Source organism: Paenibacillus graminis, from assembly GCF_000758705.1.
GTDB classification, from domain to species: Bacteria; Bacillota; Bacilli; order Paenibacillales; family Paenibacillaceae; genus Paenibacillus_AQ; species Paenibacillus_AQ graminis.
Map to the genome: position 1 here is coordinate 839,569 of NZ_CP009287.1, position 18,955 is coordinate 858,523.

An 18,955-nucleotide genomic window follows, 5' to 3' on the forward strand; every position below is an offset into this window, starting at 1 on the left:
CGCCGGAGATATTGAGATTATAGCTGTATGTACCGATCATTAATTCACGCCAAGCCAAGCTCATTAAATTTTAGGAGGAACTACAAGCGTATGTTAAAAGCGACAGTCTATGTCACCATCAAAAAAAGTGTGCTCGATCCCCAAGGTGTAGCCGTGCAAGGGGCGCTGCATTCCGTAGGTTTTCAAGAAGTGGAGAGCTTGCGCATTGGCAAGTATATGGAATTAACCCTGGATACCGACAACCGCGCTGAAGCGGAAGGACGCCTGAAGGAAATGTGTGAAAAGCTGCTGGCCAATACGGTGATCGAGGATTACCGCTACGAATTGGAGGACTAAAAGTCATGAAATTTGCTGTACTTGTCTTTCCGGGTTCCAATTGCGATATTGACTGCTACAAGGCGGTAGAAGACAGCCTCGGCGAACCAGTAGAATATGTATGGCATACGGCGACTGATCTGTCGGCTTATGACTGTATTCTTGTGCCGGGCGGCTTCTCTTATGGTGATTATCTGCGCTGCGGTGCGATTTCGCGGTTTGCCCCGGTGATGGCTGAAGTGGCCAAAGCTGCAGAGCAGGGCAAATTCGTGCTCGGCATCTGCAACGGATTCCAGATTCTGACCGAAGCCGGCCTGCTGCCAGGTGCACTGCGCCGCAATATGTCGATGAAGTTCCGCTGTCATGATACGGTGCTTAAGGTGGTTAATAACACTACGCCGTTTACAGTTGATTATGCGAAGGATGAGGAGATTGTCATTCCAATCGCGCATGGTGAAGGCAACTACTACTGTGATGAAGAGACTATGGCCGGGCTAAAAGCTAACAATCAAATCGTGTTCACATATAGTGATAATCCTAATGGGTCCGTGGAACATATTGCCGGGATTTGCAATGTGCAGGGCAACGTGGTTGGCATGATGCCCCACCCGGAACGCGCGGCGAACAGCCTGCTTGGTTCGGAAGACGGCAAACGGATGTTCACATCCATTCTCAAGACATGGAGGGATCGTTATGACGCAGCAAGTATCCGCTAAGGAGCCGACCGCAGAGCAAATTGCGGAGCAGAAAATCTACAGTCAATTCGGTGTGTCGGACAGCGAATATGAGCTCATCACTTCTTTCATGGGCCGCAAGCCAAACTATACGGAAATCGGTGTGTTCAGTGTAATGTGGTCTGAGCACTGTGCCTATAAGAACTCGAAGCCGCTGCTGGGCCGTTTCCCTACGAGCGGGCCGCGCGTGCTGATGGGACCGGGGGAAGGCGCCGGGATCGTAGATATCGGAGACAATCAGGCTGTTGTATTCAAAATTGAAAGCCATAACCATCCTTCGGCAGTTGAGCCTTACCAGGGCGCGGCGACCGGGGTGGGCGGGATTATCCGGGACATTTTCTCCATGGGTGCAAGACCGGTGGCGCTGCTGAACTCCCTGCGTTTCGGGAAGCTTGAAAGCGACAGGGTCAAGTATTTGTTCGAGCATGTCGTATCCGGTATCGCTGGTTATGGCAACTGTATCGGGATTCCGACAGTGGGCGGCGAAATTATGTTCGACAACAGCTATGACGGCAATCCGCTGGTCAATGCCATGTGCGTCGGACTCATAGATCATGACAAAATCCAGCGCGGTGTCGCCAAAGGTGTAGGCAACCCGGTGTTCTACGTAGGTCCTCCTACCGGACGCGACGGGATTCACGGCGCAACTTTTGCCTCCGTTGAACTGAGTGAGGAATCGGAAGCCAAGAAGACAGCGGTGCAGGTCGGCGATCCGTTTATGGAAAAGCTGGTGATGGAATCCTGCCTGGAGCTGATCGACAGCGGCATTGTGCTGGGTATTCAGGATATGGGCGCAGCCGGACTGACCTGCTCCAGTGCCGAAATGGCGAGCAAGGCGGGCAACGGCCTGGAGCTGTATCTGGACCAGGTACCGCAGCGTGAAGATGGCATGACGCCTTACGAGATGATGTTGTCCGAGTCGCAGGAGCGGATGCTGTTTGTGGTTGAACCCAAGGATGAAGCACAGGCACAGGAGATTTTTGACCGCTGGGGGGTTATCTGCCGTAAAGTGGGCAAGGTAACCGATGACGGCCGCCTGAAGCTGTTCCATCATGGCGAGGTTGTCGGTGATATGCCGGTAACGGCGCTGGTGGATGAATGCCCGATTTATAAAAAACCATCTGCAGTGCCTGCCTACTATGAAGAGAACGCATCGGTGGATACGCTGCGTTATGAAGAAGTGAAGGATCTGGGCGGTGCCTTGCATACCGTATTGGCATCACCGACAGTAGCGAGCAAAGCATGGGTCTACAACCAATACGATTACATGGTGCGGACAAGCACAGCGGTCCGTCCGGGTTCCGATGCGGCGGTGGTGACGATTCATGGCACACGTAAAGGCTTGGCCATGACCACGGACTGTAATGGGCGTTACGTTTATTTGGACCCTGAAGTTGGCGGGCGGATTGCAGTCAGTGAAGCTGCGCGCAACATCGTATGTTCCGGGGCCAAGCCGCTGGCGATTACGGATAACCTGAATTTCGGCAGTCCGGAGAAGCCGGAAATTTTCTGGCAGATGGAACGTGCAGTCGACGGTATGGCTGAAGCCTGCCGCGTGCTGGATACACCGGTTATCGGCGGCAATGTCAGCTTGTACAACGAAAATGCCTCCGGAGCGATCTATCCGACACCGGTTGTCGGCATGGTCGGTCTAGTCGAAGATACCGATCATATTACCACTCAGGCCTTCAAGCAGGAGGGCGATGCTATTCTGCTTCTGGGCGTAACCAAAGCCGAGCTTGGCGGCAGCGAATTCCAATATGCCGTACACGGCTTGACGGAAGGCCGTCCGCCGGAGCTGGATCTGGCAACGGAACAGAAGCTGCTGGATGCTGTTCTTGCAGCGATCCGCAGCGGACTTGTCCGCTCGGCGCATGACCTCTCCGAAGGAGGCTTGGCTGCAGCGCTGGCTGAGAGCTGTATCAGCGGCTCTATCGGAGCGAATGTGGAGTGGTCCGCTGGCGGACTGCGCAGAGACGTAGCGTTGTTCAGCGAGAGCCAATCCCGCATTGTGCTGACAGCGGCACCTGGCCGTGCGGAAGAGCTGAGAGCAGCAGTAGCTGCCTATGGCGTGCCGGCTGAAATTATTGGAACTGTAGGCGGCGACAGACTGCGCGTCTCCCTGGACGGCGCAGCCGTGCTGGACGAGGCTGTAGCCGCACTAAAAACCACTTGGGAGGATGCTATTCCATGTCTTATGAAATAAAGACCGGGAACAAGCAGGAGAACTCCATCCTGTGGACCGGCGACTTTTACAACGAAGGAACGGGCTCGGGAGATATTTTTGATACGCTAAAAGAAGAATGCGGCGTCTTCGGGGTCTTCGGACACCCGGAGGCTGCCTCCATGTCATATTACGGCCTGCATGCCTTGCAGCACCGGGGAGAAGAGAGCGCGGGCATCTGCGTGGCAGATGGACGGGACTTCCACTATCACCGCGGCATGGGTCTGGTCAAGGAAGTGTTCGACAAGGACAAAATTGCCTCGCTGATCGGCAACATGTCCATTGGCCATGTGCGCTATTCCACCAGCGGCGACAGCCGTCTGGCCAACGCACAGCCGCTGGTCTTCAAATACCGTGACGGGGATTTGGCGATTGCCACCAACGGGAATATTGTGAATGAGCCGCTGATCCGCAAGCAGCTGGAGCAGAGCGGTTCCATCTTCCAGACCACAAGCGATACAGAAGTGCTGGCACATCTGATTGCGCGCTCGCAGAAGGAGTTTGTCGAAGCGACTAAAGATGCCCTCCGGCAGCTGGTGGGCGGCTTCGCCTTCCTGCTGATGACCAATGATAAGCTGATCGTAGCTTCTGACACGCATGGCCTCCGCCCGCTTGTGATGGGGCGTGTAGGTGAAGCCTATGTTTTTGCTTCGGAATCCTGCGCGCTGGAAGTCATCGGCGCCCAGTTCGTCCGCGACATTGAGCCCGGCGAGCTGCTGGTGCTTGACCGGAACGGCTTCCAGGAAGACCGTTTTGCCGAGCCGCAGCGCAAGGCGCTGTGTGCGATGGAATACATCTATTTTGCCCGGCCGGACAGTGATTTGAACGGCTCCAACCTTCATTCCGCCCGCAAGCGGATGGGCAGCCGGATGGCGCTGGAAGCCTTCGTTGATGCTGACATCGTAACCGGCGTGCCGGATTCCAGCATCTCGGCGGCGATCGGCTATGCCGAGCAGACCGGCATTCCCTATGAGCTTGGCCTGATCAAGAACAAATATACCGGCCGTACCTTTATCCAGCCGAGCCAGGAACTGCGCGAGCAAGGCGTAAAGATGAAGCTGAGCGCGGTGCGCCGCGTCGTTGAGGGCCAGCGCGTGGTCATGATCGACGACTCCATTGTGCGCGGCACCACTTCACGCCGGATCGTCAACCTGCTGCGTGAAGCCGGAGCGACCGAGGTCCATGTGCGGATTACCTCGCCGCCATTCAAGAATCCTTGCTTCTACGGCATCGATACCCCGGACCGCCGCGAGCTGATTGCTTCTTACAAGACAGTTGAAGAAATGCGCGAGGAGATCAATGCTGATTCGCTGGCATTTCTCACGCCGGAAGGCCTGATCCAGTCCATCGGCGGTTACAACAGCGGAGATTATAAAGGCGGCCTGTGTCTGTCCTGCTTCGATAATGATTACCCGACGCAGGTGGATTTTGGCGGGGAGGAGAAGGACGGGTGTAGTTGCTAGTTGGTCCATCCCCCCAAGCCCCCCTTGCAAAGGGGGATTCCAGAGGGCTCGCCCTCCGGCCGCCCGAAAGCTCGGCGGTAGGAGTCTGCTCTAAACTTTCTAAGAGGGCGTGGGTGCGGGTGCCCGCTTTGTCCTGCGGACACGCTTTACGGCGCACCGCGCCCTGGGTGGCATGCTGCCCCGCCGGGCCTGAATGCTCAAGAACCTGCCTGTTTGCTTCGCAAAATCGGGGGTGCTCTCGCTAAAGGAGGCGCTTGGCTTCGCCAAAAGCGCCGACTGCTGCCCCTGTGCAAGGCGCGTTACTTCGGCTTGCGGCGGGGGTTGAACCCGGTGGTTGGAGTTATGGAGGGAAAGTTTGGAACTGGAGGAGCGTCAGCGTTCGCCTGAAAGCTTTCCGTAGGAAAGCTCGCTTCGGAAGCATATGCTATGTTTGGATTTCTACCGCGGGCAGCGGTTCAAATCAAGGAAATCCAAACATAACAGCGACCGGAAGTCCAAACATTCCTCGTAATGACGACTATAACCACCAACTAAATCCCTGCCGCCCCGAACACGCGCTCTAAACTAATTCAAATGAGGTGTCCAATAGTGTCGGAAGCTTATAAAAACGCCGGAGTGGATATTGCAGCTGGCAATGAAGCGGTAGAACGCATGAAGAAGCATGTGAAGCGCACATACCGTCCGGAAGTGATGACAGAGCTCGGCGGGTTCGGTGCACTCTTCGGACTCAATAAAGACAAGTATGAAGAACCGGTGCTCGTGTCGGGAACCGATGGTGTGGGCACGAAGCTCAAAATCGCTTTCGCGGCCGACCGCCACGCCACGATTGGCATCGATGCGGTTGCCATGTGTGTGAACGATATTGTAGTGCAGGGTGCAGAGCCTCTGTTCTTCCTCGATTATCTGGCCTGCGACAAGGTTGTGCCCGAGAAGATCGAAGCGATTGTTGCCGGGATTGCCGAAGGCTGTCATCAGGCAGGCTGCGCGCTGATCGGCGGCGAGACGGCTGAGATGCCGGGCATGTATTCGGCGGGTGAATATGATATCGCCGGATTCACGGTGGGTGTAGCCGACAAGGCCAAGCTGGTGACAGGTGCGGATATTGCTCCTGGAGATACGGTCATTGGCCTGGCGTCCAGCGGTGTGCATAGCAACGGCTTTTCGCTGGTGCGCAAGCTTTTGCTGGAGGAAGACGGCTATGAACTGAACGAGGTGGTTCCAGAGCTGGGCGCTCCGCTGGCAGATGTGCTGCTGGCGCCTACCAAGATCTATGTGAAGCCGCTGCTGGGGCTGCTGGAGCAGCTGCCGGTCAAGGGCATGGCCCATATTACCGGAGGCGGGTTCATCGAGAATATTCCGCGTGTGCTGCCGGAAGGTGTAAATGTGGATATTAACTACGGCTCCTGGCCGGTTCTGCCGATCTTTGATTTGCTGCAGAAGAAGGGCGGCGTAAGCAACCGTGATATGTTCACCACCTTTAATATGGGCGTGGGACTGGTGCTGGTTGTGGCTGAGGCGGATGGAGAACGCGCACTGGAATTGTTAAAAGCGGCCGGGGAAGAAGCCTATTTGATTGGCAGAGTAACGGAAGGGGAACGAATCGTTACCTTTACGGGAGCTGAGGTGTGATGCAGTGGAGCCGGATCGCTGTCTTCGCCTCCGGGCAGGGCAGCAATTTTGCCGCACTGGCAGAAGCGGAGCGGGCAGGACAGCTTGGCGGAGGGCGTATAGAGCTGCTGGTGTCCGACAGGCCGGAAGCACCTGTGGCGAAGCGGGCAGAGGAGGCGGGGATTCCCGCTCTGCTGCTGCGGCCAAAGGACTTCGCAAGCCGTGAGCTCTATGAAGCCGAGATTGTAGCCGAGCTGCAGCGCCGCGATATCGGCCTGATCGTTCTGGCCGGATATATGCGGCTGATTACCCCGGTGCTGCTGACGCCTTACGCAGGCCGGATCGTGAATATCCATCCCTCGCTTTTACCTGCCTTCGCCGGGAAAGACGCCATTGGCCAAGCGCTGGATTACGGTGTGAAGCTGACGGGAGTAACGGTGCATTTTGTCGACGGCGGCATGGACACTGGTCCGGTCATTGCCCAGCGCTGTGTAGCCGTGGAGCCTGGCGACACTGTGGAACTGCTGGCAGAACGCATCCATAAGGTCGAATACGGGTTGTATCCCGAGGTTGTGCGTGCATTGGCTGAGGGAAAGGTAGAACTGGATGGCAGAAAAACGGTTATTCGGGAATAGCCGCCCGGTTCTGATATTTCTCGGGAAATATTGCACAAGCGGTGCGCGGCTGCCCGGAAGAAGGCGGATTTTGTTCTTTATTGCACAGTTGATGTTGAAATAAGCGGAGATTGTGCACCGCTCCCTCACAGCTGCATTGAGGTTGATAACATTATTTTCACATAGCAGAGTTTTTCAGTATACTATCAACTAAATTTTGCTTTAACCGGAGGAGGACTATTCAAAGTGAGTATCAAAAGAGCGCTGGTCAGCGTATCGGACAAACAGGGCATCGTGGATTTTTGCCGCGAGTTGTCTGCATTGGGCGTAGAGATCATTTCCACAGGCGGCACTAGCACCCTTTTGGCTAAAGAAGGCGTACCGGTTATCGGCATTTCGGATGTGACGGGGTTCCCGGAAATTATGGACGGGCGCGTGAAGACGCTGCATCCGGCCGTACACAGCGGCCTGCTGGCGGTCCGTGACAATGAGGAGCACACACGGCAGATGCAGGAGCTGGGTCTGGACTACATCGATCTGGTTGTGGTGAATCTCTATCCGTTCGCGGAGACGATTGCCAAACCGGATGTGTCGTATGAGGAAGCGATCGAGAACATCGATATCGGCGGACCGACGATGCTGCGTTCGGCGGCGAAGAACCATGCTTTTGTCAGTGTGGTCGTGGATGCAGCCGATTATGCCAAGGTGCTTGAGGAAGTGCGTGCAGGCGGAGATACTACTCTGGAAACACGCAAACGTCTTGCGGCAAAAGTGTTCCGCCACACGGCGGCTTACGATGCCCTGATTTCCGATTATCTGGCGAATGTGACCGGTGAACCGCTGCCGGAGCGCTATACGGTGACTTACGAGAAGATTCAGGATCTGCGGTACGGGGAGAATCCGCACCAGAAGGCAGCGTTCTACCGGAAACCTCTGGCTGCTCAAGACACGCTGACCTCTGCCGAGCAGCTGCATGGCAAGGAGCTGTCCTACAACAACATCAACGACGCCAACGCGGCGCTGCAGATTGTGAAGGAGTTCGAAGAGCCGGCTGTGGTGGCAGTTAAGCACATGAATCCTTGCGGAGTAGGCGTAGGGGCCAGTGTATATGAAGCGTACCAAAAAGCCTATAACGCCGATCCAACCTCCATCTTCGGCGGGATCGTAGCGGCGAACCGGATTATTGATGCCGATACGGCTAATATGCTGAAGGACATTTTCCTGGAAATTGTGCTGGCGCCGGGCTTTACAGAGGAAGCGCTGGAAATTCTCACAAAGAAAAAGAATATCCGCCTGCTCAAACTGGGCAATCTCAGCACGGCTGCGGCGCGGAAATCAAGCTTTGTGGTAACTTCCATTGAAGGCGGCATGGTCGTTCAGGAGAGCGATGTGCATTCCGTCAATCCGGAAGAGCTGCAGGTTGTGACCAACCGCAAGCCTACAGAAGAAGAATTGAAGCAGCTGCTGTTTGGCTGGAAGGTTGTTAAGCATGTGAAGTCTAACGCCATCGTGCTGGCAGCGGATGATATGACAGTTGGCGTAGGCGCAGGTCAGATGAACCGTGTCGGTGCGGCGAAGATCGCCATTGAGCAGGCCGGTGAAAAAGCCAAGGGTTCTGTGCTGGCCTCCGATGCTTTTTTCCCAATGGGCGATACGCTGGAAATGGCAGCAAAAGCTGGCATCACCGCCGTTATTCAGCCGGGGGGCTCCATTAAGGACGAAGAGTCCATCAAAGTTGCTAATGAATATGGTATTGCCATGGTCTTCACCGGCGTTCGCCATTTCAAACACTAGAACGCTGGGAGGACTCATTTCAATGGATATCTTAGTAGTGGGCGGCGGCGGTCGTGAGCATGCCATCATCTGGAGCCTGTCCCGCAGTCCCAAAGCGGGTAAAATCTACTGCGCACCCGGCAACGCCGGGATTGCGCAGCTGGCCGAATGTGTGCCGATCGGCATGTTCGAGTTCGATAAGCTGACCGCTTTTGCCAAGGAGAAGAGCATTGACTATGTCGTCATCGGGCCGGATGATCCGCTGGCGGCTGGCATTGTCGATGCATTCGAAGCGCATCATATTCCCGTATTCGGCCCCCGGAAGAATGCAGCGGAAATTGAAGGCAGCAAAACCTTTATGAAGGATCTGCTGCATAAATACAGCATCCCTACCGCTGCCTATGAGAAGTTTAGTGACTACGAAGCAGCGCTGTCCTATTTACGTGGCCAGGGACTGCCGATTGTCATCAAAGCGGATGGGCTGGCAGCAGGAAAAGGTGTAACCGTGGCCTACTCCAGGGAAGAGGCGGAACTCGCCCTGCGGGATATCATGGTGACCAAGGTGTTTGGGGAAGCCGGGGCACAGGTTGTTATTGAAGAGTTTCTGGCCGGTCAGGAAATGTCGATTCTTGCCTTTGTGGATGGAGAAACCGTGCGTCCGATGGCTGCTGCACAGGACCACAAGCCTGTATTTGACGGCGACAAAGGCCCCAATACCGGCGGTATGGGCACATACTCACCTCTGCCGCATATTGACGAAGCGATTATTCAGGAAGCGGTGGAGACGATTATTAAGCCGACAGCCCGGGCAATGGTAGCGGAAGGCCGTCCATTCAGCGGCGTGCTGTTCGCCGGCCTGATGATCTCACCGGATGGCAAACCGAAGACTATTGAATTTAATGCACGCTTCGGCGATCCCGAGACACAGGTTATTCTTCCAAGACTAAAGAGTGATCTGCTGGAGATCTTCCTTGCGGTTACGGAAGGAAGACTGGCAGAGGCCGATATGGAGTGGAGCGAGGAAGCAGCGGTATGCGTAGTCCTGGCTTCTGAGGGGTACCCTGGGCCGTATCCGAAGGGGGTGCCGATTGCCGGACTTGAGGGCAGTTCGAACGAGTTGATTTTTCATGCCGGAACTGAACGAACGGAAGAGGGAGCATGGGTAACGAATGGCGGACGCGTGCTGGGAGTAGTTGGCATGGGAGCAAGCATTGCCGAAGCGCGTTCAGCAGCATACGCCAGCGTGTCGAAGATATCATTTCCCGGAATGCATAGCCGCAGCGACATCGCCATGAAGGCACTGGTCTGAGGATAAAGAACTGTATTAGAGCAAGTTTTTACGCTATTAGTCCTAAAAAAGGACTGACAAGTGATAGAAGAAGTGCTATAATACAACTCGTACGGGGGAAAAATGTGCGGATATATACAGATAAAGGGTCTTTCCTTTCAGGAAAGGCCTTTTTTAAATCACTGGAAATTGTAAGTTATATAGAATGCCTCGTGCCGGGAAATGATACCTGTAGTGCTTAAGCAGCAATGTGCTCATGCGGATGGCTAGTGACAGATTTAAGGGGGAATTAGTTTTGAGTAAGGTTGGAAGAAATGACTTGTGCCCGTGTGGAAGCGGGAAAAAATATAAAAAATGCTGTCTGGGCAAGGAGTCCTCTGCAGTAGAATCCATACTGCGGCTGGTAACAACGGAGGAGGCGGCGGCGCAAGAGCCGGCAGCCGCTCTGCCGGAGATGGAACAGACCGTCCAGGAAGCCCCGGTTCAGCCTGAGAGCAAGCTGACCCTGACCAAGCTGAAAAAAATGGTGGCGCGCGAACTGAAATGGGAGCATCCGGCTCACGAGCAGCTGGCCCTGCAGCTTATCGAGAGTATGAGGGACCAATACGAGCGGGAGCTGATTTTGGAAGCTCTGGTGCTATGGAACGGCTATTCCCGCCAGATCAGACCTGCTGTGAAGAAAACAGGCTCGTTCTGTGCTGCAATCGAGTATTTGCTGTCCGAGGAATACGGCTTCAATATTCCGCAGGCTGAGCTGGCCGATAAATATGAGGTGACAACGGCGACAATCTCCCGCAAGGTTAAGGAGATGCTCAATTACATTGAGGAATATGGCATGGGCGGTGAAGCTGACGAGCTGATGATGCTGAACGGCCCAGGCACACCGAAGGACAAAGCACAGGCTCTGCTGTATAAGGCGATGGAAGCCAGTTCATCCAAACGGAGAATACAGCTGGCGGAAACGGCTCTGGAGATGTATCCTGACAGTTCTGATGCGTATCTTATTCTGGCTGAGGAATCGGACAATGAGCAGGATGCACGGGCTTATCTCAAGGCGGGAATCGCTGCAGGCGAACGCGAGCTGGGCGAACTGTTTTTTGAGAAGAATAAAGGGTACTTCTGGGGGCTTCATGAGACCCGTCCCTACATCCGGATATGCAAAAGCTACGCTGAATCCTGCTGGTTTGGCGGAAATGCCAAAGAAGCAGCCCAAATCCTGGAGCATATTCTGGAACTGAATACGGAAGACAATACCGGAGCGCGTTACCTGCTCGCTGCTGTGTATCTGTACAGCAACCAATTGAAGCAGGCAGAGCAGGTGCTGGAGAAGTATGGAAAAGATGATGCTGCCGCCGCCTTTGCCTACGACCGGATCATTCTGGAATATAAGAAGAACGGAATCACCTCCCAGCTCAAAATGCTGTACCGTGTGGCCCGGGGTGTGAACAAGCATGTGCCCGATTACCTGCTGGGTGTGAAGCGGCTGCCGCATAACCTCCCTGATTTTGTCGGAATGGGTGATTCCAACGAAGCGATAGAATATGTCATTATGCACTCCCGTCTATGGGCGAGCGTGCCGGATCTGCTGAAATGGATGCTGAAACAATAGAGGGATGCTCCCAATAACAATCACAGCCGCACACGGCTGTGATTGTTTTGCTCTTAGGAGAGGTTCCGGGCAGGGGGAGTCGTTCTGTTCATGCTGGCGGCGTTCTTCTTCTTAATGTGAGGGCATTAAAAGTTGGGATTTATACGTGGAATCCGGCTTCCATTGCCTTCTGTACAGCTTCCTCCCGGTTACGAACGCCCAATTTCATATAGACTGCGGAGGCATAATTCCTCACTGTGCCATCAGATAAATATAATTTGGAGGCGATGGTTTTATAGCGTAGACCTTTGCAAACAAGCTGTAATATTTCTATTTCCCTTGAAGTCAGGTCGAAGTTCTCCGTAGTTTTTGGTTTCAGCACTCCGGTTCCGTTCTTGTCTATTTCGAGCTTCTCAAACAATTTATGCGACATCTCTTGATCAATCAGTGTGCCCCCGCGATAGACAAGCCGAATAGTTTCAGCAAGTTCGCGCGGTTCAATAGATTTCAATAAGTAGCCATCTGCTCCGCTTCGCAGAACTTCAAGGGCCTGTTCAGTATCCTGAAACGTGGTTAGAATTAGAATTCGAATATGCGGCCATTTTTGTTTAATGATTTTGGATGCTGAAATTCCATCCATATGGGGCATGTCCAAATCCATGAGTACCACCTGGGGCTGATTCTGCTCACATCCCTCAATGGCTTGTAAGCCATCCTCAGACAATCCGGTCACTTTCAGATCCTTGTGCCCCTCCAGAATGGCCCGTAGGCTTTCCCTGATGAAGGGTTGGTCATCCACAATCAATAAGCGAATCACCTCGTCTGATAATTCCACTTGCCTTGGCAATGTGCAGGTCACGAGCGTCCCTTCCCCAGGCTCGGAATAAACAGACACTTGCCCTTGTAGATTCATGGCCCTCTCTTTCATCGCGTTCAAGCCAAAGCCATCCTGCCATTTCTCCATTCCTTTACCGTTGTCCTGTATTTCCAGTCTAGCCTGCCGCTGCTCAAATTTCAGCGTAGCGGTAATTTCCGTCGACTCTCCATGCCGGACGGCGTTAGTTAACGATTCCTGCAGGCAACGATAGAATGCCATCTTGGCCAGCTTGGGTAGCGGGTATTCCTCTCCAAAGGTTCGGAAGTGAACGTTTACTTTTGCTTGGGCCTGGAAATCTTCTACTAATTGCTGCAACGATTGCAGCATCGGAAGTGTCTCCTGCGGGGATTCTATTTGATGCAAGTATCCTCTGACTTCTTTTAAACTTTTGCGGGCTAGATTCAATAAAGAGCTGACCTTCTGTTTCCCAGCCTCTGTAGAAAGTTCAGGACGCAAGGTTTCTAATCCCATGATGATAGAAGTATAGGAATGTCCAATGGTATCGTGGAGATCCTTGGACAGCCGGTCCCGTTCTTCCGCTAGCGTGATGCGTTCAATTTGGGAAAAATACTGTTGTAGGACCGTATTCTGTTCCCGGATGGTTTCACTCTGCCGATGATTGACCACCAGCAAATGAAAGGCGAAGCCAATGGCATAAGCGAGTCCGATTTGAAGCATCATGATGAAATAATTGCTCTGATGAGATAACAGATTTATCAAAACCGGCAAGAGCAGGATTGTTACGGGCCCTGTCCAACGATAGGATTGACGGGCGCTATTCACCGCAATCAGGAAAGCATAGGTCAGAAATGCGAGATAAGCTTCTGGAAACAAAGATGATAAATACAAGCATAGTCCGCCCGAAAAAACAATTTCGGTAAGCAGATAATACTTATAGTTGAGCTGCAAACAAAGCCAGGGAACAGAGAAAGCGAAAATCTGCCAAAAAATCAAAGCCCAAAGAGGCAGGGATATCTGAGCATGGAATTGTACGGTTGTGAACATGAGAGAAATACTAAGAATAAGCCGAAATATGAACATGATCCAGTCGTACCAGAACCACTGTTTTACCGTTTCAAACAAGTTCATCACCCCTTACTAAGTCTTCTATGTCTTTTTATTTACTATTATAAGTCTAAGTTCGATTATACGATAAGTTTCCGCAGTAAGGTTTGGATAAATGCAAGTTGTGATACAGCAGCTACCGGTTTAATCTTTTTGTCATCTGACGCGTGTAACCGCCGATTAGACGAACCAAGATATTTAACAGCCAGGAACTTATAAAAGTAAAAATAACCCCTATAGCCATAATAAAAAGTGATTGTATGAAGGTATCTATCTGTATCCCAAAAAGGCGGATATCAAAGATAGGTAAGAACAGCGGAGTAAGCATTAACAAAAGAGGCATCACACAGAGCAAAGCAACACTTAGGAGAGACAGAAGACCAATCCAAAACTTCAACATCAACCAGCAGATCGCGGTCCAGTTACGTGTATCCATAAGTTCCTCTTTAGCTTGTGCCCATAAAGATTGCTCTGTTCTTATTCTCCGTTCGTAAGGCTGAGTGGTGATATCGGTGTAGATCTTCGTTTGTATACGTTCGTATTGCACGAAGGTTAGCGTGGTCCGCAATACTTGTGTGAGCAGGGGAATGCCTGCGACTGTAAAAGAAAGGCCTATGCCTAATGTCAGAGTAACCAAGTAAAAGCAAAAGTAAAATAATCCTGTAGCAAAAGTGAGCAATAAGAAGTACCCATTTTGAAAAAAGCAGCGGATCGGTTTATGCATGAATGTTTCATCGTCCCTTCAGTGTAATAGACGTATCATACTGACTCCAGTGTCACTTCATCCAGTGCGAAAATGTCATGTGACATTTACCAGGGAAACCAGAGAAAGTGGTGACGAAATGCAGCTTGTTCGTATGACAGGCGCTTTGCAATACTTGGGTAGGCCAGGTGGTCACAGGGCCAATATGATAAAGGGAGACAGGAACCATGAGAAAAGCAATCCGCAATACCAGTCTTGCAGTTCTGCTATTATCTGCGAGTATCGTTACAGCTTGTACAGCCGCTGATGGTGCAGCTGCATCAGATCAGAAATCAACAGAGAAAGTCAGCTTGGAAGGGCCAAAAGATTCAAAGGAAGTAGAGGCGTTCGCTAATTCTGTATTTGCGGATAGTATGAAGAAATTCAATACCGTCGGCTCCAATTTTGTAGTCGTTAAGGAAGGGAAAGTGCTTGTAAGTAAAGGTTACGGTTATGCCGATAGAGAAAAGAAGATACCAGTCGACAAAGACACTGTTTTCCAAATCGGATCTGTTACCAAGTCTTTTACAGCATTGGCGGCTATGCAGCTTGTCGATCAAGGGAAAATCGATCTTAAGCATGATATCCAAGAATATCTCGGTGGAATGAAGGTGCCAAACAAAACGGGAAAACCGCTGACGATGTATGATCTGCTAACCTATACGAGCGGGGTGGACTTACCGGATATCGTTACTGATTTTTCGGTAGAGTATTTGAATAAGGACATTCCAATGAAGGGGTATCTTAATAAGAATATGCCGACCGTGGTAAGACCTCCGGGAGAAGCCTATACGTATGACAATTTTGGTTATATGTTGGCGGGATATGCGGTAGAGAACGTAAGCGGCATGCCTTATTCTCAATATATGGAGAAAAATGTATTCAAACCGTTAGGGATGAACAAGACCAGTGTTAGATTAACTCCTGAGGTATTATCCCATATGGCTGCACACTATGGACCGAGTGGTGAGCTTCAGCCGGCAATGGGATTTGCGCCGTCCGAGAAACCTGAGGGAAGTATGACTTCAACAGGGGAAGATATGGCCAAGTACTTGATTATGCACTTAAACAAAGGAGAATTTGAAGGCAAAGAGATCGTCAGCAAAAAAAGCATCGATTTGATGCATACCTATCAATTTTACGCTGATCCTACAATTCCTATCACAACCGTTGGATTTGAAGGGTATTACAGCAATGTGATGAATGGCCAGCATGTAATCCTCAAGGGAGGAAATGTTCCGGGTCATTCCTCTTTAATTGCTATTTTGCCAGAGAAGAATACTGCTTTTTACTTGTCTTACAATAATGATTCAATGATGAGTTTAGATGTGTACGAGGCATTTATGAATCACTATTTTCCTAAGACTGTAAAAGCGCAGCCATCCACCTATTCGAAAATAAGCAAGCAAGCAGCCCAAGCTTATATTGGATTATACAAAAACACACGTTTATATGGGGTAAGGACTAAAATTTCTTATGCGGACGGGAATTTGTTGATGGAAACGGGGACTACAGGCAAGCATACGCTGAAAATGGTTCATCCGCTTCTATTTGAAGATGAAGCCGGCAACAAAATGGCATTCAAGAAAGATAAATCCGGCGATATCACCTATTTCTATTATACGAATCCCAAAGGAGTAGATTTCGTTGCTTACGCCCAAAAAGTAAAGATGAAACCTGCATTTTCCGATGTGCCCAATGACAGTGTATATAAATCGTATATTGATAATCTCAACAGATTAGACATTATGGGAGCCAAGTCAGGTAACCGCTTTGATCCAAAAGGAAAGATGACACAGGGAGAATTTGCGGATGTATTGCTGCGCGCCCATGGCATGCATACGTTTCCGGATGAATTTCGTGAAAATAAGAAACGGATGATAGCGGGAATCCCTAGTTATCAGCCAAAGTCCTTAATTACAAGACAAATGGCGGCAGTTATGATTCAAAATCTTAAGCATGCAGCGCCTGGAACGAATGTTAAACTAAGCGGCAAAACGGATTTATGGGCGGTTGATGCTATCGCTGCGCTTGTTTCTCAAGGCATTGTAGACCCGGATACAAAGATTAATCCGAATCAGACTGTTGATTTCCGGTCCACACAAACTTTGAGCCGCCAAGAAGCCAGCGCGCTGCTTGATAAAGCTTTCGGTTACTACACCTTACCAATTAAACCCTGAATTTAATCCGAAGAAAGAAGGAGGGCTTCTCGCAATCTCGAACAAATTACTACGCGAAAAAAGACATATTATATAACATTATGCAGAAAAAAAGAGAATGCGAAAAAATGAATTGACATCGCCGCAGGTTATGGTTATATTTGCAATATATTAGGAAATATTATCAAATGCTAGCGAAGCTGAAGCGGGGAAATTCGCCATTGTGAAGCGTTTCTAAGGGGTGGTTTTTTTTGAACCATGCAACCACGATTCGCACCGAGCTGGAGAGTTTTATTGAACGGGAAGCTTTGAGCTTCAGCCAGTTAGGAAGACTGGCGGGGCTTAATGCAGGTACGGTGAGCTCTATTCTGAAGGGTAACCGGATTATGGGTGTGGATCAGCTGGACCGGATGACTGCTGTACTGGGCTTGCCCAAGGGACATTTTTACGAGCAGTATATTCAGGAGTGTATGGTTGAAGCCGTACCGAACTGGCGCAGGGTCCGACCCTTTCTGTACCGTTGTGCGGAGCTGGACAAGCTGGATTGCATCAGGCGAATCCTGCCGCTGCTCCTGGACAATCTGACGTATTCTCCATTGCTGTTTGAGACAGCTGAAGAATTTTTTGCGGAAGGCAGACGCGCTGCGGCAGCGTTGCTCTATGAAAGCGTTGCTCTTAGTGAGAGGAGACAGCATTCCGAACGGCTGGCTTTTTGCCAGTATCGCCTGTTTACGCTCCGGCTAAGCGATAATCAGGAGGACAACCTCCAATGTGCGCTCCAGTTTGAGCCTTTTGTAGACCGGCTTGATGAGATTGACCAGCTTGATGCGCTTAGGGACCTGGCGAATACCTACCGTTCGCTGAGGCGTTGGGACAAAGTGGAACGGATTGCCGAGGAAATGGGGCGGCTGGCAAAAATTCAACTTTTTATGACACCACAGCCAGCGAGAGCAAAACGGGAGCAGCATAGAAAACCTAAGAAACCGATGTTTGTATACTTGGCCTCTTCATATTTGCTTCGCGGAAGTGTCTGCAATGCCCGAGGCGATTATGAGCAAGAGATGCAATTTACATACGCCTATCAAGATTTAAGCTGGGTGAAGGAAACCGATGAGGATACCTCACATTGGTTGAAACTGTATAAAGGATGGGCAGAGGCCAACATGTATGTGTCCAGGCTGATGCGCGGGGATGAAAGCGTGCTTGCCGATTATGTATCCTATATCGAACAGAACAAGGATGAGTTGTTAGTGGGCTTGCTTAACATAACAACCGCTGCCAACCTTTTCGATCTCAATGTGGATGTCATCCTGCAGTATTTTGATTCCGAAATCAAGGGCTATATGCAGATCAAACATCAAGAGGCTGTGGGTGTATATACGAAGCAAGTGGTCTCCGAGCAGCATGCCCGTTTTCTGTATGGAGTTGCCCAGTACTATCTGCGGCAAGGCCTGTATCTGATGGGTTTTGAATACTTATTAAATAGTCTGTCCACATCATCGCTGATCTGCAATGAAACCCGGATTCTGGCCTGTGTGAGATTATTTGAGAAATATAGGGCGCTGGCATCCCCAGAAACACAAAATAGATATCAGAACCTATTAAAAGAGGAGGAAGAAGAACATGAAAAGAAAATTGGCATCTCTGTTGGTCGTAGTTAGTTTTGCCCTGGTGCTGGTTGTTCCGGTTCCTGCAGCAGCGGGTCACTCCTTCGTCACTTTTTCTGAAGTTCATGGGGGTTAATCGATCGTTATTATTCTGGTGTTAATTAAATAGTTGGAAAAAGACCAGTCCATGGCTGGTCTTTTTTTGAATTCTAGCTAAATTATACGAAAAAAATTTTCACCCGAAAAAGACATAGCCCTCTAAAATACTAAAAGAGGAGGGATAAGAGTGAGAGAAGAAGAAGGTTTGAAACAAATACTGGAACAAGCCAGGCAAGATTTGAACAATCTGCAATACCAGTACGACCTGGATCATCCAGCCGTGCTTCATCAATCGATGGTACTGGACGAACTGATTAACCAATACACCCGGAGCAACATCACCCAAGTGAAAAAAAGATCAGGTGCAGCCGGCAGCCGGCTGTCATCCGAAGAGCTATGGCCAACCCGTTCACAGCTGTACCGCACCGCAAACTCCGCGTCATAAAACGGAGGGATACCCAATCTGCGCACTACAAAACCTTCTATTATTTTTTTCTCTAGATGCGCCAGTATACTTAAATGTAATTGGAATAGCAGGGGGCTTACGCTGCGGGCTTCACATGAGCAACTACAATTAGAATGCCTGCGGCTATAACGGCTCCTGCTAATCCTCATCTTTTATCCCCCCTTTTTGACTCCCCCCACAGCACTGCTAATCCTCTGTCTTCTGATACATAAAATGACATGGAATTGTACGATTTTCTGAAAAAATAGGGTCCAATACTTTTAAGCAGGTGTTTACATAGGTAAACGCTTATTTAACTATGCTAGTTTTCGCCAAGCTTTTTCTGTCCGTGAT

General features: G+C 50.8%; 14 protein-coding genes. 12 read left to right on the forward strand and 2 right to left on the reverse strand.

Annotated features, from left to right (window positions below):
* The first annotated feature begins 90 nt into the window (after positions 1-90).
* The 9 genes from purS to PGRAT_RS03645 all read left to right on the forward strand — a co-directional run bounded on the left by purS (position 91) and on the right by PGRAT_RS03645 (position 11,628).
* Positions 91-336 (forward strand): phosphoribosylformylglycinamidine synthase subunit PurS, encoded by a 246-nt coding sequence (gene purS, locus PGRAT_RS03605; RefSeq protein ID WP_019913657.1) that lies wholly within the window; start codon positions 91-93, stop codon positions 334-336.
* Between the two features lie 5 nt (positions 337-341).
* A complete protein-coding gene (purQ, locus tag PGRAT_RS03610) occupies positions 342-1,031 on the forward strand; it encodes a phosphoribosylformylglycinamidine synthase subunit PurQ (RefSeq protein WP_025707975.1) in 690 nt (229 codons plus the stop codon).
* Entirely contained in the window at positions 1,009-3,255 is a 2,247-nt protein-coding gene (gene purL, locus PGRAT_RS03615; protein WP_025707976.1) for a phosphoribosylformylglycinamidine synthase subunit PurL, read from the forward strand. The genes purQ and purL overlap by 23 nt, the downstream gene beginning before the upstream one ends.
* Positions 3,240-4,736, forward strand: coding sequence for an amidophosphoribosyltransferase (gene purF, locus PGRAT_RS03620; RefSeq protein WP_025707977.1), 1,497 nt, complete (start codon positions 3,240-3,242; stop codon positions 4,734-4,736). The genes purL and purF overlap by 16 nt, the downstream gene beginning before the upstream one ends.
* Positions 4,737-5,324: 588 nt before the next feature.
* Complete coding sequence (gene purM, locus PGRAT_RS03625) at positions 5,325-6,365, forward strand: phosphoribosylformylglycinamidine cyclo-ligase (protein WP_042266043.1); 1,041 nt, start codon at positions 5,325-5,327, stop codon at positions 6,363-6,365.
* On the forward strand, positions 6,365-6,979 hold the full coding sequence (purN, locus tag PGRAT_RS03630; protein ID WP_025707809.1) for a phosphoribosylglycinamide formyltransferase: 615 nt from the start codon (positions 6,365-6,367) through the stop codon (positions 6,977-6,979). The genes purM and purN overlap by 1 nt, the downstream gene beginning before the upstream one ends.
* Positions 6,980-7,204: 225 nt before the next feature.
* Positions 7,205-8,752 (forward strand): bifunctional phosphoribosylaminoimidazolecarboxamide formyltransferase/IMP cyclohydrolase, encoded by a 1,548-nt coding sequence (gene purH / locus PGRAT_RS03635; RefSeq protein WP_025707810.1) that lies wholly within the window; start codon positions 7,205-7,207, stop codon positions 8,750-8,752.
* A 22-nt stretch (positions 8,753-8,774) separates the two neighbouring features.
* Positions 8,775-10,040 (forward strand): phosphoribosylamine--glycine ligase, encoded by a 1,266-nt coding sequence (gene purD / locus PGRAT_RS03640; protein WP_025707811.1) that lies wholly within the window; start codon positions 8,775-8,777, stop codon positions 10,038-10,040.
* Positions 10,041-10,314: 274 nt separating this feature from the next.
* Complete coding sequence (locus PGRAT_RS03645; protein WP_042266046.1) at positions 10,315-11,628, forward strand: SEC-C metal-binding domain-containing protein; 1,314 nt, start codon at positions 10,315-10,317, stop codon at positions 11,626-11,628.
* 139 nt (positions 11,629-11,767) lie between these two features.
* On the opposite strand, the gene PGRAT_RS03650 is transcribed toward PGRAT_RS03645, so the two are convergent.
* Entirely contained in the window at positions 11,768-13,573 is a 1,806-nt protein-coding gene (locus PGRAT_RS03650; RefSeq protein WP_081758621.1) for a helix-turn-helix transcriptional regulator, read from the reverse strand.
* A gap of 112 nt (positions 13,574-13,685) precedes the next feature.
* Positions 13,686-14,273 (reverse strand): sensor domain-containing protein, encoded by a 588-nt coding sequence (locus PGRAT_RS03655; protein ID WP_036703585.1) that lies wholly within the window; start codon positions 14,271-14,273, stop codon positions 13,686-13,688.
* Positions 14,274-14,479: 206 nt separating this feature from the next.
* On the opposite strand from PGRAT_RS03655, the gene PGRAT_RS03660 reads away from it, so the two are divergent.
* From PGRAT_RS03660 to PGRAT_RS03670, 3 genes are all read left to right on the forward strand, one after another.
* On the forward strand, positions 14,480-16,471 hold the full coding sequence (locus PGRAT_RS03660; protein ID WP_025704119.1) for a serine hydrolase domain-containing protein: 1,992 nt from the start codon (positions 14,480-14,482) through the stop codon (positions 16,469-16,471).
* Between the two features lie 230 nt (positions 16,472-16,701).
* The gene (locus PGRAT_RS03665) at positions 16,702-18,111 is read left to right on the forward strand and encodes a hypothetical protein (RefSeq protein WP_025704120.1); all 1,410 of its coding nucleotides are present in this window, start codon (positions 16,702-16,704) and stop codon (positions 18,109-18,111) included.
* Positions 18,112-18,343: 232 nt separating this feature from the next.
* Positions 18,344-18,601, forward strand: coding sequence for a Spo0E family sporulation regulatory protein-aspartic acid phosphatase (locus PGRAT_RS03670; RefSeq protein ID WP_025704121.1), 258 nt, complete (start codon positions 18,344-18,346; stop codon positions 18,599-18,601).
* The last annotated feature ends 354 nt before the right edge of the window (positions 18,602-18,955 follow it).